This is a genomic window from Gemmatimonadota bacterium (assembly GCA_016719105.1).
Taxonomy (GTDB): Bacteria; Gemmatimonadota; Gemmatimonadetes; order Gemmatimonadales; family Gemmatimonadaceae; genus SCN-70-22.
The window spans coordinates 391363-415326 of record JADKAQ010000001.1 but is presented as its reverse complement, the minus strand read 5'-3'; the positions used below and the strand labels follow the sequence as shown (position 1 = coordinate 415326).

At 68.3% G+C, this 23964-nt stretch carries 18 protein-coding genes; all 18 read right to left on the bottom strand.

Annotated elements, in window-relative coordinates; translation table 11 throughout:
* Positions 1-27: 27 nt before the first annotated feature.
* Entirely contained in the window at positions 28-1332 is a 1305-nt protein-coding gene (locus IPN47_01715) for a cation:dicarboxylase symporter family transporter (GenBank protein MBK9406765.1), read from the bottom strand.
* An 82-nt stretch (positions 1333-1414) separates the two neighbouring features.
* Complete coding sequence (locus tag IPN47_01710; GenBank protein ID MBK9406764.1) at positions 1415-2992, bottom strand: amino acid permease; 1578 nt, start codon at positions 2990-2992, stop codon at positions 1415-1417.
* A gap of 82 nt (positions 2993-3074) precedes the next feature.
* Positions 3075-5609 carry a sodium-translocating pyrophosphatase gene (locus tag IPN47_01705; protein MBK9406763.1) on the bottom strand — a complete coding sequence of 845 codons (2535 nt, stop codon included), beginning with the start codon at positions 5607-5609 and terminating at the stop codon, positions 3075-3077.
* A gap of 254 nt (positions 5610-5863) precedes the next feature.
* Positions 5864-7297: an amino acid permease gene (locus IPN47_01700; GenBank protein MBK9406762.1), complete on the bottom strand. Its 1434-nt coding sequence runs from the start codon at positions 7295-7297 to the stop codon at positions 5864-5866.
* Positions 7298-7584: 287 nt separating this feature from the next.
* Positions 7585-8340, bottom strand: coding sequence for a hypothetical protein (locus IPN47_01695; protein ID MBK9406761.1), 756 nt, complete (start codon positions 8338-8340; stop codon positions 7585-7587).
* Between the two features lie 287 nt (positions 8341-8627).
* The gene (locus IPN47_01690) at positions 8628-9050 is read right to left on the bottom strand and encodes a biopolymer transporter ExbD (protein ID MBK9406760.1); all 423 of its coding nucleotides are present in this window, start codon (positions 9048-9050) and stop codon (positions 8628-8630) included.
* Positions 9051-9068: 18 nt separating this feature from the next.
* On the bottom strand, positions 9069-9533 hold the full coding sequence (locus IPN47_01685) for a biopolymer transporter ExbD (protein MBK9406759.1): 465 nt from the start codon (positions 9531-9533) through the stop codon (positions 9069-9071).
* Between the two features lie 47 nt (positions 9534-9580).
* The gene (locus IPN47_01680) at positions 9581-10315 is read right to left on the bottom strand and encodes a MotA/TolQ/ExbB proton channel family protein (protein MBK9406758.1); all 735 of its coding nucleotides are present in this window, start codon (positions 10313-10315) and stop codon (positions 9581-9583) included.
* Between the two features lie 39 nt (positions 10316-10354).
* On the bottom strand, positions 10355-11080 hold the full coding sequence (locus IPN47_01675) for an energy transducer TonB (protein MBK9406757.1): 726 nt from the start codon (positions 11078-11080) through the stop codon (positions 10355-10357).
* 353 nt (positions 11081-11433) lie between these two features.
* The gene (locus IPN47_01670) at positions 11434-12975 is read right to left on the bottom strand and encodes a HAMP domain-containing protein (GenBank protein MBK9406756.1); all 1542 of its coding nucleotides are present in this window, start codon (positions 12973-12975) and stop codon (positions 11434-11436) included.
* 16 nt (positions 12976-12991) lie between these two features.
* Entirely contained in the window at positions 12992-13660 is a 669-nt protein-coding gene (locus IPN47_01665; protein ID MBK9406755.1) for a response regulator transcription factor, read from the bottom strand.
* On the bottom strand, positions 13657-15060 hold the full coding sequence (locus IPN47_01660) for a sigma-54-dependent Fis family transcriptional regulator (protein ID MBK9406754.1): 1404 nt from the start codon (positions 15058-15060) through the stop codon (positions 13657-13659). Before IPN47_01660 ends, IPN47_01665 begins: the two co-directional genes overlap by 4 nt.
* The gene (locus IPN47_01655) at positions 15057-16604 is read right to left on the bottom strand and encodes a PAS domain-containing protein (GenBank protein ID MBK9406753.1); all 1548 of its coding nucleotides are present in this window, start codon (positions 16602-16604) and stop codon (positions 15057-15059) included. The genes IPN47_01660 and IPN47_01655 overlap by 4 nt, the downstream gene beginning before the upstream one ends.
* A 150-nt stretch (positions 16605-16754) precedes the next feature.
* Positions 16755-17582, bottom strand: a complete 828-nt coding sequence (locus tag IPN47_01650) for a carbohydrate ABC transporter permease (protein ID MBK9406752.1) — start codon at positions 17580-17582, stop codon at positions 16755-16757.
* Positions 17572-19305 (bottom strand): sugar ABC transporter permease, encoded by a 1734-nt coding sequence (locus IPN47_01645; protein ID MBK9406751.1) that lies wholly within the window; start codon positions 19303-19305, stop codon positions 17572-17574. Before IPN47_01645 ends, IPN47_01650 begins: the two co-directional genes overlap by 11 nt.
* The gene (locus tag IPN47_01640) at positions 19302-20654 is read right to left on the bottom strand and encodes a sugar ABC transporter substrate-binding protein (protein MBK9406750.1); all 1353 of its coding nucleotides are present in this window, start codon (positions 20652-20654) and stop codon (positions 19302-19304) included. Before IPN47_01640 ends, IPN47_01645 begins: the two co-directional genes overlap by 4 nt.
* The gene (gene ugpC, locus IPN47_01635; GenBank protein ID MBK9406749.1) at positions 20651-21724 is read right to left on the bottom strand and encodes a sn-glycerol-3-phosphate ABC transporter ATP-binding protein UgpC; all 1074 of its coding nucleotides are present in this window, start codon (positions 21722-21724) and stop codon (positions 20651-20653) included. The genes IPN47_01640 and ugpC overlap by 4 nt, the downstream gene beginning before the upstream one ends.
* Complete coding sequence (locus tag IPN47_01630; protein ID MBK9406748.1) at positions 21711-23885, bottom strand: hypothetical protein; 2175 nt, start codon at positions 23883-23885, stop codon at positions 21711-21713. The genes ugpC and IPN47_01630 overlap by 14 nt, the downstream gene beginning before the upstream one ends.
* Positions 23886-23964: the final 79 nt, after the last annotated feature.

Genomic DNA, 23964 nt, shown 5'->3' with positions numbered 1-23964 from the left:
CGATGCCGCGCGACGCGGCGCGCTCGGCTACGCCGACGGCACGTGCAGCGTATCGCCTTCGATGCGTGCCATCTCGGGGAGCGACTCCTTGCGGAACTCCCCTTCCCACTTGGCCATCACCGCCGTCGCGAGACAGTTGCCGACAAGGTTGACCGACGTGCGGGCCATGTCCATGAGCGCGTCGACGCCGAGGATGACGGCGACTCCTTGCAGCGGGAGGCCAAACGAGGCGAGCGCCCCCGACAGGATCACGAGCGAGGCACGCGGCACCGCGGCGACCCCCTTCGACGTGAGCATCAGCGTCAGCATCATCAGGATCTGCTGGCTGAGCGGCATGTCGATCCCCGCCGCCTGCGCCACGAAGATCGAGGCCAGCGCGAGGTAGAGCGTGCTCCCGTCGAGGTTGAACGAGTAGCCCGTGGGCATCACGAAGGCGACGATGCGGCGTGGCACGCCGAACTTCTCCATCGCCTGCATCGCCTGCGGCAGGGCCGCCTCGGATGACGCCGTCGAGAAGGCGATCAGCGCCGGCTCGCGCACCGTCGCGATGAACTCCTTGAGCGGGATGCGGAACATCACGAGGATCGGGACGAGCACGAGCAGGATGAAGACGATCAGCGCCCCGTACAGCGTGAGGACGAGGATGCCCAGGTTCTTGAGGACCCCCAACCCGCTGTTCGAGACCGTAACCGCGATCGCCGCCCCGATGCCGAAGGGGGCGAAGGACATCACCAGCCCCACGAACTTGAACATCACCTCGCTCAACGACTCGAGGACGCTGAGCATGATCTTCTTGGGCTCCCCCTTCACGCGGGCGAGCGCCACGGCAAAGAGGATGGAGAAGAAGACGACCTGCAGCACTTCGTTGGTGGCCGCCGCCTCGAAGAAGCTCTGCGGGACGGTGTGCTCGAGGACGCCCCCCCACGTCACCTTGGTCGAGGCGAACTTCTCCCCGGTCTCGGCCGTCGCCCCCTCGAGGGTGATGCCGTCACCGGGGCGAATCCAGTTCACCGCGACGAGGCCGACGATCAGCGCGAGCGTCGTGACCACCTCGAAGTAGATGATCGAACGCAGCGCCAACCGCCCGACCTTCTTCATGTCGTCGCCGTGACCGGCGATGCCGATCACCAACGTGCTGAAGAGGAGCGGGACGATCAGCGACTTGATCATCCGCAGGAAGATGTTGGAGATCGGCTTCAGTTCCTTGCCGATGTCCGGGAGGAAGGTCCCCACGAGGATCCCCAGCACCATCGAGAGGAGGATCCAGTGGGTCAACGTCAAGCCGCCCTTCTTGGCGGGCGTCGCGTCCTGCAGGTGCGTCGCTTGAGACATTCGAATTGGAGAAGACGGGAAGACGAGAAGACGAGAAGACGAGTGACAACGCGTGTCGCGGTGCCTTCGCTGCCGGTAGGTGCTAGTGTCCCCCGCCCTTCACGGGTTCAATGTGCGGGCGCTTGCCGGTGCGCAGCACCGAGTGGCGATAGCCGTACATGAAGTAGAAGACGAGGCCGACGGCGAGCCAGATGCCGAAGCGGATCCATGTCACGGCTGGAAGCTGCATCATCAGGTACAGGCAAGCGGCGATCGAGATCAGCGGCGTGAATGGAACGCCGGGCACGCGAAACGGTCGCACGCGGTCGGGATCGGACTTGCGCAGGAAGATCACGCCGGCCGACACGAGAACGAACGCAAACAGCGTCCCGATGTTCGTGAGGTCCACCACCTCGGCGATGTTGGCGAAGGCGGCGAAGGTGGCGACGAACGTTCCGGTCATGATCGTCCCCACGTACGGGGTGCGGAACTTGGGGTGCACCTTGGCCATGATCGGCGGGAGCAGGCCGTCGCGCGCCATCGAATAGAAGATGCGCGGCTGTCCGAGCTGGAAGACGAGCAGGACCGAGCCCATCGCGATCACCGCGCCTAACGCGATGATGAAGCGCGAGAAGGTGAGCAACGCCGGCGGCCCGCTGGCATACTGCAGCGCGGTGATCATCGGCTCGGGGGTCCCGAGCTGCTTCCACGGCGCCATCCCGGTCATCACGATCGAGAGGGCCACGTAGAGCACCGTGCAGATGATCAGCGACATGATGATCCCGAACGGCATGTCCTTGGCCGGGTTCTTCGCCTCCTCGGCCGCGGTCGACACCGCGTCAAAGCCGATGTAGCTGAAGAAGATGATCGCCGCCGCAGCGCTGATCCCCTTGAAGCCGTTGGGGGCAAAGCCGCCGTTGGCCGCGTTGGTCCAGTTGTCCGGCTTGATGAGGAAGACGCCGATGGCCAGGAAGAAGACGATGATCCCGATCTTGAGGATCACCATCGCGTTATTGGTGTTGGCCGATTCCTTGATCCCGATGACGAGCACTGTCGTGATGCAGAAGACGACGAGCGCCGCCGGGAGGTTCATGATCACCGGGAGGCCAAGCAGGTGCGGCGCGTTGCTCCACGCCGAGCCCAGGTACTGCATCGACGCGTCGGTGGAGCCGGCCGCGACCGCGTTGAAGGCATCGTGCGCGGTGCGGTAGTCGGTGGCCAACCACGCCGGCAGCTGCATGCCGAAGTGCGAGATGAGCTCGCGGAAGTGCCCCGACCATCCGATCGCGACGCCGATGTTGCCCACCGCGTACTCGACGATCAGGTCCCAGCCGATGATCCAGGCGACAAACTCGCCGATGGCGGCATAGGCGTACGTGTATGCCGACCCTGCGATCGGAACCATCGCGGCAAACTCGGCGTAGCAGAGCGCCGCAAAGCCGCAGGCGATGGCGGTGAGGAGGAAGGAGAAGACGATCGCCGGGCCGGCGCCCGGGCGCGCGGCGTCACCGACGATGGCGGTACCGGTGGTGGCGAAGATGCCGGCTCCGATCGTGGCGCCGACGCCAAGTGCCGTCAGGTGCCACTTGGTGAGATGGCGCTTGAGCCCTCCGCCGAGCGAGACCTCGGCCTCGCAATCGGCGACGGACTTCTTCGCGAAGATGGACGTGGGAGGGGACATCGACTCAGGGACGGAGGGGGAAACGCCGACCGCGGGGTTCCGGAGATCCTGCTCCCCGAAACCCCGCGGTCGTCAACGAGTCTTACGCCTTGGCCGCGGGGCTGCCAGACGACTCGATCCGCATGCCGTAGAACGAGCGGTACACGAAGTACGCGCTGATCAGGAAGAAGACCGCCGCCAGCGAGTGCGTGAGACCGGTCCCGTTCTTGTTGGACAGGCTCACCGCCAACTCCACCGCCAGCAGGCCGAAGAGCGTGGTGAACTTGATGACCGGGTTGAGCGCGACCGACGACGTGTCCTTGAACGGATCACCGACCGTGTCACCGACGACGGTGGCATCGTGCAGCGGCGTCCCCTTCGCCTTCAACTCCGTCTCCACGATCTTCTTGGCGTTGTCCCAGGCGCCACCGGCGTTGGCCATGAAGATGGCCTGGTAGAGCCCGAACAGCGCGATGGAGACCAGGTAGCCGATGAAGAAGTACGGCTCGACGAACGCGAACGCGAGCGTCGAGAAGAAGACGGTGACGAAGATGTTGAACATCCCCTTCTGGGCGTACACGGTGCAGATCTCCACGACCTTCTTGGAGTCCTCCACCGACGCCTTGGTCGCGTTGCCGTCGAGCTTGATGTTGTTCTTGATGAACTCCACCGCGCGATAGGCGCCGGTCGACACCGCCTGCATCGACGCGCCGGTGAACCAGTAGATCACCGCGCCGCCCGAGATCAGCCCCAGCAGGAACGGCGGGTGCAGCAGCGACAGGTTGGCGAGGTACTCGGGCTTGAGCCCTTCGGTGAGCGAGACGACGATCGAGAAGATCATCGTCGTGGCGCCCACGACAGCCGTCCCGATGAGCACCGGCTTGGCCGTGGCCTTGAAGGTGTTCCCCGCCCCGTCGTTCTCCTCGAGGAAGTCCTTGGCCTTCTCGAACTGCGGCTTGAAGCCGAAGTCGCGCTGCACCTCGGCTTCGATGCCGGGGAGCTGCTCGATGGTCGAGAGTTCGTAGACCGACTGCGCGTTGTCCGTGACCGGGCCGTACGAGTCGACCGCGATCGTCACCGGACCCATGCCCAGGAAGCCGAAGGCGACGAGGCCGAAGGCGAAGACGGCGGGGGCCATCATCAGATCGCCGACGCCCATGTCGCTCACGTAGTAGCCGGCCGCCATCAGCCCCATGATCGCCATGCCCAACCAGTACGCCGAGAAGTTACCGGCGATGAGCCCGGCCAGGATGTTGAGCGACGGTCCGCCTTCGCGTGATGCGGTGACGACTTCCCGCACGTGCCGCGACTCGGTGGAGGTGAAGACCTTGACCAGCTCCGGAATGATGGCGCCGGCGAGCGTACCGCAGGTGATGATCGTCGCCAGCTTCCACCAGAGCGTCCCATCACCGAGCGTCGGGATGAGGAGATACGACGCGATGTAGGTGATCACGACCGACACGATCGACGTGAGCCACACGAGGCGCGTCAGCGGCGCCTCGAAGTTCATGTGCGGCGCATCGGCAGACTGCGACTTGGCGATCGCTTCGTTGATGAAGTACGAAAGCCCCGACGCCACGACCATCATGACGCGCATCATGAAGATCCAGACGAGCAGCTGGACCTGCACGGCCGGGTCGCGCACGGCGAGCAGGATGAACGAGATGAGCGCCACACCCGTGACGCCGTAGGTCTCGAAGCCGTCGGCCGAGGGACCCACCGAGTCACCGGCGTTGTCGCCGGTGCAGTCCGCGATCACGCCAGGGTTGCGGGCGTCGTCTTCCTTGATCTTGAAGACGATCTTCATCAGGTCGGCGCCGATGTCGGCGATCTTGGTGAAGATGCCGCCGGCGATACGTAGCGCCGCCGCCCCCAGCGACTCGCCGATGGCAAAGCCGATGAAGCAGGGGCCCGCGTAGTCACCCGGGATGAAGAGCAGGATCATGAGCATCAGCAGCAGCTCGACCGAGATGAGCATCATGCCGATCGACATGCCGGCCTTGAGCGGAATCGCGTAGCACGGGTAGGGCTTCCCCTTCAGCGCCGCGAAGGCGGTGCGCGAGTTGGCGAAGGTGTTCACGCGAATGCCGAACCACGCCACGCCGTAGCTCCCGGCGATGCCGATGAGCGAGAAGGCGAGGATGATCAGGACGCGGTCCCACGGAAAGCCGACCAGCACCTTGAAGTACAGCACGATCACGGCCCCGATGAAGAGCCAGAGCAGGAGGATGAACTTCCCCTGCGTGATCAGGTACGTCTTGCAGGTCTCGTAAATGAGCTCGGAGACTTCGAGCATCGACTTGTGGACCGCCATGCCCTGCAGCTGTCGATAGATCGCCAGGCCGAAGAGGAGGCCGAGCACCGACACCACGATCCCGCTGAGCAGGAGCGTCTTGCCGTCGATGCCGCCGAGAAACGTCTCGGTCGAAAGATCGGGGACCTTGAGGTTGGCTTCCCCTCCCGGTCGATGCTCCGGTGCCGCCTGCGTCTCGGGCGCCGCGACCTGGGCGTCAGGGGCCGCAGTCACCACCGCGGGCTCGGTGGCCGGGGCCTGCGCCGTCACCGGCGTCCCCAGCAGGAAGGCGCTCGCCGCCGCCAGCGCCAAGACGCGGGTCAAACGGCCGGAAGCGTGCCACATGCGTACCAACACATTCGTCATGCCGTGCTCTCCATGAAAGTTCGGGGTCTCCGCCAGGATCCCTTCCGGACGCGCCGTATCCGCGCCCGTCGTGTGCTCACTGTTGGCCCTGCTCACTGCACGTCGTGCCCTGCTGTGTCGTGCGACTGCCGGTACCACGGGTCCTGCGTCCTCACCTGCACCTGCACCCAGGCCCCGCCCACCCGCAGCCCTTCCGACCGAGCGCCGCGCCCCTCACCACATCCCGGCGCTGCCTACGTCGCGCTTGCCCGGGGGGCCCCCGCCGAGCGCCAGAGGAAATACACGGGAATGCCCAGCAGCACGATGGCCAACCCCGCCACCGCCTGCGCGCGCGTTTTGTCGGCGATGAGCAGGACGATCGCCAGCCCCCCCGCCAGCAGCACATACAGCCCGGGCAGCACGGGGTAGCCCACCGCCTTGTACGGTCGCTCCGCCGTGGGTCGCGTGCGGCGCAGGATGAAGAGACCGATGGTCGTCAGGCAGTAGAACACGAGCGCCGCGAAGATCACGTAGTCCAGGAGCTGACCGTACGTCCCCGTCAGGCACAACAGCGAGATCCAGATGGACTGCACGATCAAGGCGAAGGCCGGGACGCCGCGCGCGTTGAGCGAACCGGCGCGCTGGAAGAACAGCCCGTCGCGGGCCATCGCCCAGTAGACGCGCGACCCCGCCAGGATCAGCCCGTTGTTGCAGCCGAAGGTCGAGATGAGGATCGCGATCGCCATCAGCGTCGTGCCGTTGGGGCCGAAGACCGACTCCATCAGCGCCGTCCCGACGCGATCCTGCGTCGCGTACTGAATGCCGCGCGCCACCGACGTCACGCCGTTGGGGTCGCCCGCCATCGGGAGCGCGTTGAGGTACGACACGTTCGCCATGATGTAGAGCGCACTCACCAGGCCCGTCCCAAGCAGCAGGGCCAGCGGGAGGTTCTTCTGCGGATTGTGGACCTCGGCCGCCGCGAACGTCACGTTGTTCCATGCGTCGCTAGAGAAGAGCGAGCCGACCATGGCGGCGCCGAAGGCGAGGATGAGCGTCGATCCGACGGGCGGGCTCCCCGCCAGGTTGGCGCCGAAGTTGGCCGCGATGGCATCTGCGTTACGTCCGATCGTGAGTCCAACGACCACCAGCAGGGCGAGGGCCGCCGTCTTGATCACTGTGAGCGACGTCTGGAGGGCCTTCCCCTCCTTCACGCCGCGCAGGTTCACCGCCGTCAGGACCCAGACGCTGATGAGCGCGATGAGGCGCTGCGGCGAGAGGCCCAACTGGAAGGCCTTGGCCGGCGAATCACATCCCATGATCGACAGGCAGACGTCCGCTTGGGGGAACCACGCGAAGCGATCCGCCCCGATCGACGGCACCAGCACGCCGAGGAAGCGCCCGAACGCGACACCGACCGCGGCGATGGTCCCGGTCTGGATCACCAGAAAAAGGGTCCACCCATAGAGGAAACCCATGAGTGGACCCATCGATTCGCGCAGGAAGACGTACTGTCCTCCGGCCTTGGGGTACATCGCCGCGAGCTCCCCGTACGCCAGCGCCCCAAGGACGGTGATGACCCCGGTGGCGATCCATGTGATCAGGAGCCAGAGCGGGGAGTTGAGCGTTCGCGCAATGTCGGAGGAGACGATGAAGATCCCGGAGCCGATCATCGAGCCGGCCACGAGCATGGTCGCGTCTGTCAGCGTCAATGCGCGGACAAATTCCGAGCTCGTGCGTGCGTCGTGAGAATCGGCCACGCGTCTCCTTCCCGTCGCGACTGTAGATGAGGCGGGCAGCGGCGGCAGGACGTGATGCCGAACCCGGTGTGAAAGCCGCGAAAAGATATTCCTGCGTGGGAACTATGGCCAGAGCGTTATGCGCGGCTTGGAGTTACGCGGGAGCGGTCGCCGATTGGGCATGACCGGGGGGCGTCGCGTGCGCGCGGGGTGCCCTGCCGCCTGATCGAGCGCCAGCGCTACGAGCGCGGAGCCTCGGCGGTCACGATGGCGGTGTCGAGCACCGGGCGTCCGTTGGGACGCGTGGCGGGGCGAAAGCGGATCTCGCTGAGCATCTCGCGAATCCGCTTGTTGTAGCCGCCGTCGTTGGAGGGATTGAAGGCGAGCAGGCGCGCGTTGCCCGTGGTATCGACTTCGAAGTACGCCACGAGCTTGTACGGGCGCACCTTTCCGGGGACGGGGAGCGGGAGGATGGGGAGCGAGACGACGGCCGGGGGATAGATGGCGTCGTCTCCCCCGCCCGTCCCCGGTCCCACGCCGCTCCCGCGCCCGGTGCCGACGCCCGAGCCAACGCCGCCGCCGCTTCCGGGGCCGCTGCCAGCGGTGCCGTCCTTCCCGGAGCCTCCCCCCGCCCCGTTGACCACGCTCGCGTCCTTGCTCTCCGTGGCCGTCGCTGCGACGTCGGTGGCCTGCGGAGCGGGGGTCGGCGGCGGCGGGGGCTTCACCGGCTCGACCTTGGGGGGCTCGACAGGCTTGGGGGGCGGCGGGACGACCGGCGGCGTGACGACCGGCTGCGCCACGGGCGCCACGACCTGCATGAATCGCAGGCGTTCGCGCACCATGCGTCCGCCGCTCCCGCCGGAGCCACCACCGCCCCCGCCTGCGGGGCCGGGCCCGCCCGCGCCCTGCTTCCCCTGATAGTCGAGCTTCGTGGCGAGGAAGAGCGGTGGGGAGACGATCAGGAAGACGACGAGCGCGTGCAGCAGGACCGACACGATCGTTCCTTCGCGACGAGAGGTGTCGCGCAGGGGTATGCCAACGGGCGGCCGGAGCGGCGGTCGCTTGGGCGCGTCAGGAGAGGGATTGGGGCGGGCCAGCGTCACGAAGGATGGGTTGGAGTCGACCGCTGGAACCTATACGACCTGGCGCGGCGAAAGGGTTCATGCGATCGCGCGCGAGTGCATCGCACGAGGGGGACATGCGAGAGCGGCGGGCACCCTGATGGATGCCCGCCGCCCGCGTCGTGCCGTGACCGCGACTACCGCGGCGTTTCCGCCGCGGCTTACTGCGGCGTTTCCGCCGCGGCTTCCTTCGGCGTCACACCGATGACCTTGACGCCAGCGCCACGCGCCTGGTCCATCGCGAAGATGACCTGCTGATACTTCACCTTCGGATCGCCCTTCACGAACATGATCTTGTCCGGACGGGGATCGTAGATCTGCTTGAGGCGGATCAGGAGACCGTCCTTGGTGACCGGTTCCTTGTTGATCGCGAACTGCTCACCCGGCAGCACTTCGAGCACGATCTGGTTCGACACCGCATTCGCGGCGGCCACCTGCGGCGTCGGATCGGGCAGCTGCAGGTCGATCGCCTTACGCGCCATCGGCTGCATGACCATGAAGATGATCAGGAGCACGAGAAGCACGTCGATCATGGGGACGACGTTGGGCTCGTTGTTGAGGCCTCCGCTCTTTCCAGTACTCATTCCCATTGGCGGATTCCTCTACTTCTTGGTGGGATCAGGAACGTCGCCAGCCACGGACGATTCCGTGCCCGGGACCTGGTCGGAGACGGCGCCAACCACGCGCACGCCGTTCCGCGAGGCGATGTCCATCGCGTCGAGGACCTTGATGTACTCGAGGTCCTTGTCGGCCTTGATGTACAGGATCTTGTCGACGGTGCGAGCGTCGTAGATCGACTTGAGCGTTTCCGCCAGCTTGTCGTTCTGGAGCGCGCGCTTGTTGAGGTAGTACTGGCCCTGCTTGTCGATACCGAGGACCTGATCGGTGTCTTCCTCGGGGTGCGTCTTCAGGTTGATCCCCGCGGGGGGGACCGCCTGGAAGCCGGCCGCGAGTGCTGGCGTCACCACCATGAAGATGATGAGGAGCACCAGCATGACGTCGATCATCGGCACCACGTTCGGTTCGGACTTGACGCTTTCGGCGCCACTTCCAACTGACATGCCCATTACGAAATCCTCCTAAACGGGGAAGGCGAAGTTCCGGAGGATCAGGATCAGGTCAGCGGGCCGCCGCTCTGGGCCTGGGTGTTGAACTCACGCGTGAAGCGCGAACGACCGAACTCACCCGAGACGCCCTTGATGAGGTAGTCGATCATTTCCTTCGACGTGTACGTCATCTCGGCGGACAGGTTGTCGATCTTGGTCGTGAAGTAGTTGTAGAACCACACGGCCGGGATGGCGACGATGAGTCCGAAGCCCGTCGCGATGAGCGCCTCGGCGATACCGGCGGCGATGGCGGTGATGCCGCCCGAGCCGGACTTGGCCATGCCTTCGAAGGCGTTGATGATGCCGAACACCGTGCCCAGCAGCCCGACGAACGGCGCCGTCGAACCCACCGTGGCGAGGACCGCGAGGCCGCGCTTGAGCGAGACCATCTCCATCAGCATTTCGCGCTCGACCGCACGCTCAGCGGTGTTGATGTCGGCCACCGTGACCGAGCCGTCCATGATCAGCGGCTTGACTTCGGCGAGGGCGCCACCGAGGACGCGCGCGACGTGCGACTTCTTGTAGCTCTCCGCGAGCTTGATCGCTTCGCCGAGGTTGTCTTCCTCGAGGAACTGCGAGAACTCCGGGGCGAACTTCACCGTCTCGCCCTGCGCCGAGCGCAGCTGCCAGACCTTCGAGACGCCGGTCGACAGCGACCAGACCGACATGAAGGCGAGCACGGCCCACAGGAACTTCCCGAACGGCGGCGTCGCTGCCCAGATTTCCGCGAAATTCAGATTCATACTGTTGGTCTCCCGAGAGTGGGATGTGGGTGAGGAAGACTACTTCGAGATCGCGAAGGAGAACGGCTGCTGCACGAGCTGGCGCACCTTGCGTCCGCCGACTTCGGCGGGGATGAAGCGCATACCCGGCAGCGCCTGCTTCACCGCATTGCCGAACAGTTCGTGCGTCGTCTTGAGCACCTTGTACGAGTTCATCTCGGCGCGTCCGGTCGTATCGACGACGAACTGCGCGAGTACCTCGCCCTCGACGCCCGCCTGCCGGAGGATGTCCGGGTAGCGCGGCGACGAGCCACCGGGGAGCGCCTGGACGGGCTTCTCCACCTGGAACTCGAAGAACGGCTGGTCGTTGTTGGCACCGACCAGCTGAGGCTTGCCCCCCTCGACACCCTTGGCCGTACCACCGGCGGCACCCTTGCCCGAGAAGTCGGCTTCGTCGGTGACCTTCTTCGAAAGGTCGATGTCAGGGAGAACGTCGGGGATATCCACGGGGGCCGTCAGGATCTGGAATCCCTTCGGCGGCGGCGGAGCCGCGACCACATCCGGTGGTGGCGGCGGAGGCGGTTCGTTCTTCGGTGGAGGAGGCTCATCCTTCTTCACCTCGACGAAGTCGACCTTCTCCTGCTTCGGCTTCTCGAACTGCTCCGCCGCCTGTCCGCCCGCGACCACCACCAGGGTGATCAGCGCGGCGTGCAGCACGAACGACGCAAAGAGACCGGCAGGACTCCGCTGCTTCTTGCGCTTGGACTCGACCAGGTTGTTGAACATAACCCTCGACCGTCGGGACACGTTGGCAGAACAGCGTCTGGAGTGAACGGGGCGATTCTACGGTTCGGGGATGTTGGCGGAATAGCAGTTTGATTAAGAAACGATGAAGCGCGCGTTAGATTTTCCTCTTCCCTCACACGCCCCCCGACACCGGGACTTGTTAGGTATCACACGAGATGGCCGACAGCAAACAGCTGCCATAGAACGCGTTAGGGTCGCCACTCCCCATCCTTTCGAGCCCCCGGTCTCCTCCCTGATCGGGCAGTCCCCTACATGAAGGAATGCCCCCCACTCGCCATCTGGTGCGAGCGGGGGGCATCAACCGGCGGCAGGACTCGACCGCGTTGTGGGACTCAGCTCGCGACGCGCGACGACGGTTTCGTCTCGTCTTCCAGCGACGGCTCCAGCTCGTCCCCCTCCTCGTGGATCGGGAGGATCACCGTGAAGGTGCTCCCGCGATTCAGGCGCGACTGCACCGTCAGCTGTCCGCCATGCGCCTGCGCGATCCACTGCGAGATCGCCAGGCCGAGGCCGAAGCCGCTGCGCTCCGACGCCCGCGAGCGCACCCGGTCGGCGCGCCAGAAGCGCTCGAAGATGTACGGCAGGTCGGCCGCCGCGATCCCGATGCCCGTGTCCTTCACGCTGAAGTGCGCCTGCCCGTCGTCGTGGCGCGCCAGGTTGATCTCCACCTTCCCCCCCCTCGGCGTGTACTTGATCGCGTTGGTGATCAGGTTCAGGACGAGTTGGCGCAGCCGCGTGCGGTCGCCGAGCACGGTGATTTCCTCCGCGGTCGGCATCGTCACTTCGAGGCCGGGCTCTTCGCCGAGGATGAGGGCGGTCTCGAGCGCCTCGCGGGCGAGCGGTCCCAGGGCGACCGGCTCGCGGTGCAGGTCGAAGCGCCCCTCGTCGGCGCGCGCGAGGGTGAGGAGCGAGTCGACGAGGTCGGCCATGCGCGTCGTCTGTTGCAGCGCCTCCTCCAGCGCCACCAGCTGCTCCGTGGGCTGCGCCTGCGCCTGCATCGCGCGCTCCACGTCGGCCCGCATCACGGCGAGTGGCGTCTTGAGCTCGTGTGAGGCATCGGCGGTGAAGCGGCGCAGCGCACCGAACGAACTCTCGAGGCGGCCGATCATCGCGTTGAGCGTCGTCACCAGCCGCGCCAGTTCGTCACGACTCGACTCCATCGCGAGGCGCCGGTGCAGCGAGCGCCCGTCGGTGATGTCGCCGACCTCGGTGGTGATGCGGTCGATGGGACGAATCGCCCGTCCGGCGATGACGTACGCCCCGCCGACCGAGAGCGCGAGGATGAAGGGGAAGATCATCAGCGCGCTGCCGAGGATCTCGCGCGACGACGTGTCGTACTCCCGGACGTCCACTCCCGCGATCACGCGCCGGCGCCCGAAGCTGGGGTCGGTCCCCCGTCGCTCGACGAGGATCAGTTCCCCGTCGCGCATGGGGACGCGCACGGCGCGATCGGCGTTGTGCACCGCAACGAGGGCGTTCTCGAACGCCTGCACCTCGCGTTCCCGCATTTCACGTTGCGCCTCGTTGCCGGGGCGGAAGTAGAGGTCGTCGACCGCGCGCGAGGTGAAGACCCGCCGCTCGGTGGCATCGTCGATGACGATGAGATAGCCCGGAATCTCGACGAGGAGTCGGGCGACCTCCTGGTTGAGGACCGTGCCGATGAGCGAGTCGGAGACGATGATCTGCGGGGCGCCGGCGCGCTGGGTGGCGCGCAGGATCGCCACCGCCAGGTCGCCATGGGTGACCGCCACCTGGGCCGCCTCGCGACGCACCCCCGCCTGCCGCGCAAAGAAGACCGCACCCGCGAACGCCAGCATCGACGCCAGCATCACGAGGGTGTAGCGAACGGTGAGCTTTGCGCGAATCGAACTCATCGCTGGACGGACGACTCTACCCCTTCACGACGTAGCCGACACCGCGGACGGTCGTGATCAGCTTCTTCTCGTGCTTGGCGTCGATCTTCTTCCGAAGGTGATTGATGACCACGTCGACGATGTTGGTTCCGGGGTCGAAGTGGTATCCCCACGCGTACTCGGTGATGAGCGTGCGACTCATGACCCGTCCGGCGTGCCGGATGAGGTATTCGAGGACGGCGAACTCCTTGGGGGTGAGTTCGATGGCCTCTCCGGCGCGGTGCACCTCGCGAGTGTCGCGGTTGACCTCCAGATCACCGACCCGGAGGATCGGGGAGGCCATGGCGCGCGGACGACGGGCAAGGGCCTCGACGCGGGCGAGGAGCTCCTCGAAGGCGAAGGGCTTGGTGACGTAGTCGTCGGCGCCGGCGCGCAGCGTGCGCACCTTGGCATCGACGGCGTCCTGCGCGGTGAGGACGAGGACCGGCTTCTCGAAGCCGCGGGCGCGGAGCCCCTGCAGGACCTCCAACCCCGACTTCCCCGGGAGTCGCATGTCGAGGATGATGACGTCGAACGTCTCGGTCGCTGCGACCTGTTCGCCTTCTTCGCCATCGGTGACGAGTTGCACTCCCCACCGCTGTTCCTCGAGACCGCGCTTGATGAACGCGCCGACGGTGGGATCGTCCTCGATGACCAGGACCTTCATGAGCTGTTTTGGAGGCGTTTCTTGAGGTGGGGCTGCGGCTCGGCTCCGCGGTCGAAGCCGTACTCGCGAATCTTTCGGTACAGCGTCTTTGAGGATATGCCGAGGATGCTCGCCGCGCGACCCTGATGCCAGTTTACCTGCTCGAGCACGAAGCGGATGTGGTCGCGCTCGAGGTCGGCCAGCGGGCGAAGGACGCCGGTCCCGTTGTTGGTGGAGCGTCGCTCCGTGCGGAAGGTCGGGAGCGGGAGGTCCTTTCCGGTGATCGTGTCGCCGCCGGTCAGGAGGACGGCGCGCTCGATCACGTTGCGGAGCTCTCGGACGTTGCCGGGCCAGTCGTAGCCGGCCAGGGTGTCCAGGGCGTCGGCGCTGAAGCCCATGGGCCGGGCACTGGAGTAGCGCGACAGGAAGTGCTCGGCGAGGACCGGGATGTCGCAGCGTCGCTCGCGGAGCGGCGGCAAGGAGAGCCGGACCGTGTTGATGCGATAGAACAGGTCGTCGCGAAAGTCACCGGCCATCACCAGCGCGTCGAGGTCGCGGTTGGTGGCGGTGATGAGGCGGGAATTGAGCGAGACCTTCTGCGTCCCCCCGGCGCGGAAGAAGGACCCCTGCTCGAGCACGCGCAGCAGCGCGCCTTGCAGCCGGCGGTCGAGCGCCCCGATCTCGTCCATGAACAGCGTGCCGCCGGCGGCCAGTTCCAGCAACCCCGCACGCCGCCCCTCGGCCCCGGGAAAGGCGCCGGTCTCGTAGCCGAACAGCTCCGTCTCCACCGACACGCCGCCGATGGCGGCGCAGGCGATGTCGACCAGCGGGCCGCGACCGCGCTCGGACAAACGATGGATAGCGCGGGCGACCAGCTCCTTGCCGGTCCCCGATTCGCCCGTGATGAGGACGGGCGTCATGCTGCGGGCCACTCGCGGAATCGTCTCGAGCACCTCGCGCAGCGGCGCGTGCTGCGTGACGAGTTCGGGGAGCGGATCGACGGCCTGCAACCGCTTGGCGAGACGTGCGTTCTCGCGGGCCAGCTCGCGCTTTTCCCAGGCGCGCCGCACGAGCACGTCGATCTCCGCCATGCGGTACGGCTTCGAGAGGTAGTCGTAGGCGCCCAGTCGCATGGCGCCGATCGCCGTCTCCACCGTGCCGTTGCCGGTGATGATGATCACCTCGGGCGGCGCGGATTCCTCGCGCAGGTGGCGCAACACCTCCAGCCCGTCGAGCCGCGGCATCACGATGTCCAGCAGGGCGACGTCGAAGGCCTCGCCACGCAGGGTGGCGAGCGCCTGCTCCCCGTCGCGCACCACGGTCACGTCGTGCCCGCGCGACGTCAGGAACTGCTCGAGCAGGCTCCCGAGGTGTGTCTCGTCCTCGGCGACGAGGACCTTGATGCGACTGGTGTCGGTCACGTCGCGGGCATCGCGGGAAGGAAGATGCGGAACGTGCTCCCGGCCCCCACCGCACTATCCACCTCGATGCGTCCGCCGTGATCGGTGATGATGCCGTAGCAGATGGAGAGGCCCAGCCCCGTCCCGCGCCCCGGCGCCTTGGTGGTGAAGAACGGATCAAAGATCTTCTGCAAGTCGCCGCGCGCGATCCCCTGCCCTTCGTCGATCACTTCGGCGATGATCGCCTCGTGCCGCGAGATTCCGCGGCGCGTGCGAATGGTGATCGTCCCGTCGTGCGCCTCCATGGCGTCGGCGGCGTTGATCATGAGCGCCATGAAGACCTGGATGAGCTGCTCCGCGTTGGCGTCGACGACCGGGAGTTCGGGGTCGAGCAGCGTTTGCAGCTGCAGCTTCTTGAAGCGGGCGTGGTGCTTGACCAGGAAGACCGACTGTTCGACGACGTCGTTGATGCGGGCGGGCGCCTTCTCGGCCGAGCGCGGACGCGAGAAGTCGAGCAGCCCATCGATGATGCGCTTGCAGCGCTGGATCTCGGCGTCGATGATGTGCAGGAACTCCCCCGCCTGCACGGGGACGTCGACCCCGCCCGCGCGCAGGTCGTCGAGCCGGAGCCCCAGGCTCTCGGAGCAGGCCGAGATGGTGGCCAGCGGGTTGTTCACCTCGTGCATCACCCCGGCGGCGAGCTGCCCGATCGCGGCCAGCTTCTCGGACTGGGCAAAGCGATCCTGCGCCACCGTCCAGTCGGTCACGTCCTCGCCGATGTTGATGACGTGCGTGATGGCCGCGTCGCTCAGGCGCATCGGGATCTTCGTGATGCGATACGCGCGCAGCTCGCCCGAGGCGCGCGACTCCATGTTGAACTGCTGGATGCGCCCGGTGCGGAAGACCTCGTCGAACTCCTTGCGCAGATTCTCGGCGGGGGCGCGGTGCAGGATCTCGAAGATCGTCCTGCCTAACGCCTGTTCCCGCGAGATCCCCTGCATCCCGGTCTCGCGCTTGCGATTCCAGGCCTGGACGCGGTACTCGCGATCGATCACGTAGAGCCCCACCGGGAGCGAATCGACGATCTGCTCGGTGAAGCGCTTCTCGTCATCCAGCTGCCGTGTGCGCCGCTCCACCTCGCCCTCGAGATGGCGCATCTGCTCGGCGCGCGAGAGTTCCGGGGCCAGGATGTTGGCCACCGTGCCAAAGGCGAGGAGTGCATCGGCCCCCGGGGGGGCCGCGTGGCGAAGGGCGAGCGCCCCCAGTCGACGCGTCCCCGCCACGAGCCGACGCACCGTCAACGTCGTCGTGCTCCCCCCTCCGGCTTCGAGCAGCGAGGCAACGTCCTCAGGAACGATGCCCGCCTCGCCGGCGCGCAGCGAGCAGACGAGCCCCGTGGCGCCGTAGAGCCAAAGCCCGACCTCCTGCCCGCCGAAAGCCGACTTGAGGAGTTCGAGGATGTCGCTGGTCTTGGTCACGACGTCGTCGCCGGACGCGAGGCGAACGGCGACGTCGGAGACAACCGCTAGCGGATGCACCGTGGTGCTGACATCCGTGGGAGCCATGGGGATTCGGCGCGGGTGGGGAGGCGGGGGACGCGGCCATCATACGGACGGGCCCGTCTTCGGACAGAATGACCGACGAGGAGGCATCCGGGTAACGTCCGACCCCTACTTCAGGATTATCGGCCCCTCATCTCCCCTGCCAAACCGTCCCTATCGAATCCCCGTCAGCTGGATCCCGCGGGTGAAGAAGCGCTGCGACGCCAGGAAGGCGACGAGGACCGGGACGAGGGCGCTGACGGCGGCCGCCATCTGATACGGCCAGTTGGCGTAGTAGAGGCCATGGAAGGATGCGATCCCCACCTCCACGGTGCGCATCTCCATCGACTGGGTGACCACCAGCGGCCAGAGGAACGACTTCCACGCGTCGATGAAGGCGAAGAGGGCGAGCGTCGCCATGGCCGGGCGGGCGAGCGGGAGGGCGATGCGCCAGAAGATGGTCCACTCCGAGGCGCCGTCGATGCGCGCGGCGTCCTCGGTCTCGCGCGGGAGCGAGAGGAAGAACTGTCGCATCATGAAGACGCCCCAGACCGAGACGATCTCCGTGGAGACCAGCCCAGCGATGGTGTCGACGCCGCCGAGGGCGTCGATCAGGAGGAAGCGCGGGATGAGGAGGACGATCCCGGGGATCATCAACGCGCCGAGGTACGCGGCGAAGAGCGCGCCGCGCCCCGCGAAGCGGAAGCGCGCGAAGGCGTACCCCCCTAACGCTCCCGTGAAGGTCTGTCCCACGACCATGCAGAGCGCCAGGATCCCGCTGTTGAGGAAGAAGCGGGCGAAGGGGAGCTGCGTGAGTGCGTTGGGGAAGTTGCGCCACTGCGGCGACGCCGGGAGGAGCGGCGGCGGATACTGGAAGACCTCGAACTCCTCCATGAGTGCGGTGGAGAGCATCCACGCGAACGGGAGGAGCATGACGGTGGCGAGCAGGATCGCCGCCGCATAGCCCCCGAGCACGCGTCGGCGCGAGGCGTCAGGCCGCATCGTCGACCTTGCGATTGAGGGCACGCCACTGGAGGAGCGTGAGCCCCAGCAGGATGGCGAACAGGACCCAGCTCATCGCCGAGGCGTAGCCCATGCGGCGAAACTCCCAGGCGTTCTGGTAGATGCGGTAGACCAGCACGTCGGTGGCGTGCACCGGCCCCCCCTCGGTCATCACATAGACCAGGGTGAAGACCTGGAAGGACCAGATGATCCCCGTGACGAAGAGGTAGACGGTGACGGGGCGCAGCAGCGGGAAGGTGATGTGGCGAAAGCGCGCCCAGGCGGCGGCTCCGTCGAGCGTTGCCGCCTCGTGCAGGTGCGCCGGGATCCCCTGCAGGCCGGCGAGATAGATGACCATCTGGTAGCCGAGCTGCACCCACGCCGACACGATCATGACGGCCACGAGGGCGGTCTTCGGGTTGCCGAGCCAGTCGACGGCCGGCAGCTGCACGGCACGCATCAGGAAGTTGAGGAGCCCGAAGTCGACGTTGAACATCCACTGCCAGACCACGGCGATGGCGACGTACGACACCACCGTGGGAAGGAAGACCACCGCGCGCAGCGCCTTCATCCCCTTGAGCGGCTGGTCGAGGATGAGGGCGGCGCCTAACGCCAACGCCATGCTGACGGGGACGTAGAGCGCGTAGAGTGCGGTGTTCGCCAGCGCGCGCCAGAACAGCGGGTCCCGCGCGAGCTCGGCGTAGTTGCCGAGTCCCACGAAGGGGCGGTCGACGCGCAGCAGGTCCCAGTCGTGCATCGAGACGTACAGCGTGAAGGCCAGCGGTCCGGCGGTGAAGACCAGCAGGTGCAGGGCGCTGGGCGCGAGGAAGCCCCACGCCGTGAGCGTCTCGCGTCGGTCGGCGGGGCGGCGGCGCGCCGAGGCGGCCCAGCCGGCGGCCGCGATCACCGCGGTCGCCGCCGCCAGGGTGAGCGCGAGGGCGAGCGACGCGAGCGGGGCCGACGGGAGGGGCAAGGCCAGGGCATCGAAGCGCGCAACCGCCGTCGCCGGCGGCAGCAGCGCTTGGGCGCGCTCGACGGAGCCTCGCACGAGCAGCACGAGCCCAAGCGAGCAGGTCGCCAGCACCGAAAGCGGGGGCGCCAGCGCCAGCGCCGGGCTGACCGCCCGATCGCCTGCGGCCCGCGAGACGGCGCGCCGCGCCAGCCCGATCGCCAGGAGCGCGGCCACCGCGACGAGCGCGAGCGGGAGACCGAGCGGGCGCCACGGCGAGGCCTCGAGTGCCACCGCGCCGATGATCTCCCACTCATCGCGATCCTTGATGGGGAGGCTCACCGCGCGCCGCCACCAGGCGGCATGTACCAGTGCGCGGTCCTGTGCGTCGAGGGGGCGCGCGGGGCGACCGAGGAAGCGGGAGAGCGCCGCGTGCGCCTCTGGCAGGGGGGCGCTCGCGATGACGCGCCGCGACCGCGCTGCGGTGCTCGGGGCGACGGAGTCCGCGCGCGCGGAAGTCGCGCGTCCTTCGGGCGCGGCAAGCGCGCGTCCTTCGCGCGCGACCAGCGCGCGTCCTTCATGCGCAGCGAGTGCATACTCGACGTTCGCCGCCGTCCGCGCGACGATGCCACCGGACACGAGGGCCCACATGACGCAGGCGCCCACGATCCAGCGCACCGCCCCACCGGTGACGGTGCGCGATGTGGGGGGCGCCGTGGTGCTCGTGCGGTCGCTCGTACGGCCGCTCGCGGTGGTGCGCGCCGTGTCGCTCATCGGGCGAGGATCTCGTCCAGCCGGCGCGCCACGTCACGGGCGACGTCGGCCACGCGTTCATGCCGAATCACGACCCGATCGATGATGTCGGGGAGCTGCGCCTCCACCTCGCGAAAGCGGGCGATGCGCGCCCCCCACGGCGCGCGCCCGGTCGCCACCTGTCGCAGGAAGGCCGCCTCCAGTCCTAACGAGTCCCGGGCGGCGAAGTCCGCCTGGACCGCCGGCATCGTCGCGAGTTCCAGCCCCGCCGCCAGGCGTTGGCGCTGCGCCGCCTCCCCCGCCAGGGCCGCCGCCAGCTCGACCGCGAGCTTGCGGTGCGCCGTGTTGCGCGGCACCGCCCAGCCCGACGCAAAGAGCGGCGTCGCCGCGGTGGCATCGGTCGCCCGCGGGAACGAGACCACCCCTAACGCGAGCTGGCCGCGCACCAGTTGCGCCTTGATGTTGGGGATGAGCCAGTGCCCGCTGGGGAGCAGCGCCAGCCGCCCCGAATAGAAGAGGCGCGTCTCGTTCCCGGAGACGGCGCGAAAGGCATTCGGGCGCGGGGCGACCTTGTGCACGACCGCCAGCGAGGTGAGGAACTCGAGCGCCCGCACCGACGCGGGGGCATCGAGAGTCCCGCTGGCACGCGAACCGTCGGGGGCGAGGATGTCCCCTCCTCCGCTCCAGATCATGGCCTGCCAGGTGTGAAAGCGGCGGTCGACCGCCGTCCCCCATTGCTCCGGCGTCCCGTCGCCGTCGCGATCGATGGTCAGCGCCTTCGCGGTGCGCAAGAAGTCGTCGAACGTCCACCCGTCCGTGGGATAGGGGAGCCCGGCCGCGTCGAAGAGCGCCCGATTGTAGTAGTAGACGACGGGAGAAAATCCCTTGGGAAAGGCCAGCACCGTGTCGCCGCGCGCGAACATGGCGAGCACATTCGGGAAGAACTTCTCGAGCGCGAGTCCGGCCCGGGCGGCAAACGGCGTGAGGTCGAGCAGCACCCCCGCATCGGCAAACGACGGCACGTCGATGCCGTCGAGCAGGAGGACGTCGGGGGGCGACCCCGACGCGATCGCCGTGATGACCTTCTCGCGATACTCCGCCTGGTTGCTCACCGGTTCGTTGACCACGCGCACGCCGGGGTGTGCGCGTTCGAACGCCTGGATGGCCGGCCGGTCCAGCACGTTTTCCTGCGGCGACTGCCACGACGTCATGCGCAGCACGATGTCGTCGCCCCCACCGCGGCACCCGCCGCTTAGGGCGAGGGCCAGGCATGCGACCGCGACACGCAGCACCACCGCACGCGCGCGATCGGCGGGCGGGCTCGTCACCGCCACGAGCCGCGGCGTGGCGCGGGTGGCCCGGCGCTTCACGCGGCGCCGCGTCCCACCAAGCGGCCATCCGCGCCGTAGACGAGCGCCTCCGCGACGCGTACCGCGATGCCCACGGATTCGCCGAGGCCGGGCACGCGCCCGCCCTGAATGCGCAGCGTCGCCTCCTCCCCGGCCGCCAGGCGCACATGCACGATCGTCTCGGGACCGAGCGGTTCGATGAGCGTCACCTCCGCGGCCGCGCCGTCGGCGGGTGCCACGAGGACGAGATGCTCGGGGCGCACCGCCAGCGTCGCGACGGCAGCCACGGGCGCCTGCACCGCCAGACGCAACGCTCCCTCGAAGACGGGCGTCGCGCCACCGGCGGCGACGCGGCCGGCGAAGCGGTTGATGGTCGGCGACCCGACGAAGGAGGCGACGAAGAGCGTGGACGGCGCGTGGTAGACCTCGAGCGGCGGGGCCAGTTGCTCGACCTGCCCGCGGTGCATCACGGCCACGCGCTGGGCCATCGTCATCGCCTCCACCTGGTCGTGCGTGACGTAGATCATCGTCGTCCCCAGGCGCCGGTGCAGGCGCACCAGTTCGCCGCGTGTCTGCGCCCGCACCTGGGCGTCGAGGTTGGAGAGCGGCTCGTCGAAGAGGAAGACCGCGGGCTCTCGCACGATGGCACGGGCGAGGGCCACGCGTTGCCGCTGCCCGCCCGACAGCTGCGCCGGACGCCGTGCCTGCAGCTCGTCGATACCTAACGACTCAGCCACGCGCGTCACGCGCGCCGCGATCTCGGCCGGCGCCACGCGCCGCATCGTGAGGCCGAAGCCGATGTTCTCCCGCACGGAGAGGTGCGGATACAGCGCGTAGTTCTGGAAGACCATCGCGATGTCGCGATCGCGTGGCGCGAGGTCGGTCACGTCGCGCCCGCCGATGAAGATGCGGCCGTCGGTGGGGGTCTCGAGGCCGGCGATCATGCGCAGCACGGTCGTCTTGCCGCAGCCCGATGGCCCCACGAGGACGGCGAACTCGCCGTCGTGGACCTCGAACGAGACGCCATCGACGGCGGGTGCCCCGCCTGACTCGAAGCGCTTGGCGATCCCCGCGAGCCTAACGCCGGCCATGGTCCCCTCCGGCGCGTTCGGGATACGTGACGTCCACCGGCGACGCGTCGGTCAGCGTCACGCGCTGCGCCTCGTCACCGGTACCGAACGCCACGGTGAGCGGTGGCCCTCCCTCGAGCCGCAGGGTGTAGCGATGGCCGGGGGGCCCGCCCTCGTCACAACGGGTCATCGCCAGCGCGAAGCGCGACGCACCGACGCGCAGCCCTTCCACGCGCGCCTCACGCCAGTCACTCGGCCAACGGGGAGACAACGTGCACCGTCGATCGGCCGCCGAGGGTTGCATCCCTAACATGCCATGGATGAAGGGGGAGATGGCCATTGCCGCGGACCACGCCTGATCGGGGCAGACGCCGGCCGCCGCTCCCGTGTCGCCGTCCAGCACCTCGTCGAACGCCCCACGTTGGCGGGCGAAGGCGCAGTCGGCCACCGCGGCGAGGTGTTGCCACCCGAGGTCGCCCCGGTCGCGCGCGAAGGCGGCGAGCGACGCCCATCCCGTGAAGAGCGGCCAGACGGCGCCGAAATGGTAGCCTCGGGGGCGGTAGCGCGCATCACCCCGGGAGATCATGCGCACCCCCCAACCGGGGGCGAAGTCCGCCGACGCGAGCGCGGCCACGACCTCGTCGGCCGAAGGGTGCCGGTCGACCCCGAGGAGGATGGGCACGGCGGCGAGGGCCGTGAGGTCACGCGCGGGGGGGCCGTCGGCCGACAGCTGCAAGTACACGCGACCGGACGCCGGGTCGCGCAGCCGCGACGCGAAGCCCCGCTCGGCGCGGTCGCGCGCGACGCGCACCCGCTCCGCGAGCTCGCGGTCGTCCAGCCGCGCCGCCAGCGGTCCCAACCGGCGCAGCGCATCGATCCAGATCGCGGCCACGTACGACGTCACGGCCCCACCGCCTAACGGGCCGGACTCGACCCATCCGTGTCCCACCCCGGTGTTCTCGGGGAGGCCGTCGCCGTCGGTGTCGAGGGCGAGGACGTGCGCGAGCGCTGCGCGCACCTGGTCCCAGTGGCTGCGCACGGTCGCGAGGTCGCCGGTCCAGTCGGCGTAGAGGGCGACGAAGCGCAGCCAGAGCGGCGTCGCGTCGGCGGCATCGTAGTGTGCGACACCGCTCGTCGTGATCTCGTGGGCGATCTTCCCGGTGACGTCGGCGGTGGCGGCGAGGAACTCGAGGGCGAGCCGCGCCTCACGAAACATCCCCGCGGCCAGCAGCGCGTCGCCGCACCAGCACGCATCGCGTCCGAAGAACCAGGCATAGCCAGGGCGCGCGTCGCCCCACCCAGGGCGCGAGGCAGCGTGGCCGGCGGTGAGTCCGGTCCCGACTCCGGGCACGTGGACGGTGAACGACGCGAGCCGCGCCTTGGCCCACTCCCACGCGAGGTCGAAGGCCGGAGATGGCGTGGCCACCCGGACGGTGGAGAGGCGCCGGGCCTCGTCCTGTTGCGCCCGCCGCCGCAGCGTCGTGGCCAGGGTGGCGTCGGCCAGTGCGCGCCACTCGCCGGTGATGGACGCCGTCCCGTCCGTCGAGGCGATCACCGCCAGCCGCAATCCACCGCCCGGCGCGCCATGCGCGGTGAGCCTCGGCGCCACGGGGTCGGCGACGCAGCGCGCCGCGCGCGCGCCATCCACCACCACGCGCACCGCGGCGCGCCCATCGGCCGCCTGCAGGTGCAACACATCGCGGCCGCCGGCGCCCCCCTCCCACTCCACGCGCAACGGCTGCAATGCATCGGGCGGCACCGGCCACTGCAGGCGCAGGCGCAGGGCACACTCCGCCACCAGTTCGGCCGTCTCGGCCACGACGACCGGCGCGATCTCGCATTGGATCACGGCGTGGTCGGGCGACGTGGCCACGATCTCCCGCCACGTCCCCCCCTGCGCGTCCACGAGCCGCCGTTCCACCGCGCCGGGGGTCACGCGCACCGTGTCGCACCGAAGCGGTGCGCCCTGCACCGTCAGGCGCAAACCCTCCGAGAGGACGCACAGCGGATGGATCCAGCATTCGCGCACGCCGTCGCCCTCGTCGCCCACCACCAGCGTGCGCTGCCCGGCGATCGTGAACGGGGCCTGCGGGCGCGCGGCCCCCCAGTTCGAGCGACGTCGCGCCGAGGGGGCCGGCGAAGGGGAGCGCGGGCGCGGCGACAGCGGCCGACGACGGATCACGCGGCGCGATGAGGAGCTCGGGGGCGCCCTCGTGCGCCCGCGCGCGGGGCCAGGACGTCCGGCGCGTGCGCCAGGTGTC

Coding starts and splice junctions, on each gene's coding strand:
- IPN47_01685 (MBK9406759.1), bottom strand. CDS start 9,533: ATGGGCATGTCAGTTGGAAGTGGCGCCGAAAGCGTCAAGTCCGAACCG.
- IPN47_01690 (MBK9406760.1), bottom strand. CDS start 9,050: ATGAGTACTGGAAAGAGCGGAGGCCTCAACAACGAGCCCAACGTCGTC.
- IPN47_01645 (MBK9406751.1), bottom strand. CDS start 19,305: ATGAGCGACACGGCGCGCACCACCGCGAGCGGCCGTACGAGCGACCGC.
- IPN47_01675 (MBK9406757.1), bottom strand. CDS start 11,080: ATGTTCAACAACCTGGTCGAGTCCAAGCGCAAGAAGCAGCGGAGTCCT.
- IPN47_01710 (MBK9406764.1), bottom strand. CDS start 2,992: ATGTCCCCTCCCACGTCCATCTTCGCGAAGAAGTCCGTCGCCGATTGC.
- IPN47_01665 (MBK9406755.1), bottom strand. CDS start 13,660: ATGAAGGTCCTGGTCATCGAGGACGATCCCACCGTCGGCGCGTTCATC.
- IPN47_01680 (MBK9406758.1), bottom strand. CDS start 10,315: ATGAATCTGAATTTCGCGGAAATCTGGGCAGCGACGCCGCCGTTCGGG.
- IPN47_01655 (MBK9406753.1), bottom strand. CDS start 16,604: ATGGCTCCCACGGATGTCAGCACCACGGTGCATCCGCTAGCGGTTGTC.
- IPN47_01705 (MBK9406763.1), bottom strand. CDS start 5,609: ATGTGGCACGCTTCCGGCCGTTTGACCCGCGTCTTGGCGCTGGCGGCG.
- IPN47_01715 (MBK9406765.1), bottom strand. CDS start 1,332: ATGTCTCAAGCGACGCACCTGCAGGACGCGACGCCCGCCAAGAAGGGC.
- IPN47_01650 (MBK9406752.1), bottom strand. CDS start 17,582: ATGCGGCCTGACGCCTCGCGCCGACGCGTGCTCGGGGGCTATGCGGCG.
- IPN47_01700 (MBK9406762.1), bottom strand. CDS start 7,297: ATGCTCGTGGCCGGCTCGATGATCGGCTCCGGGATCTTCATCGTCTCC.
- IPN47_01670 (MBK9406756.1), bottom strand. CDS start 12,975: ATGAGTTCGATTCGCGCAAAGCTCACCGTTCGCTACACCCTCGTGATG.
- ugpC (MBK9406749.1), bottom strand. CDS start 21,724: ATGGCCGGCGTTAGGCTCGCGGGGATCGCCAAGCGCTTCGAGTCAGGC.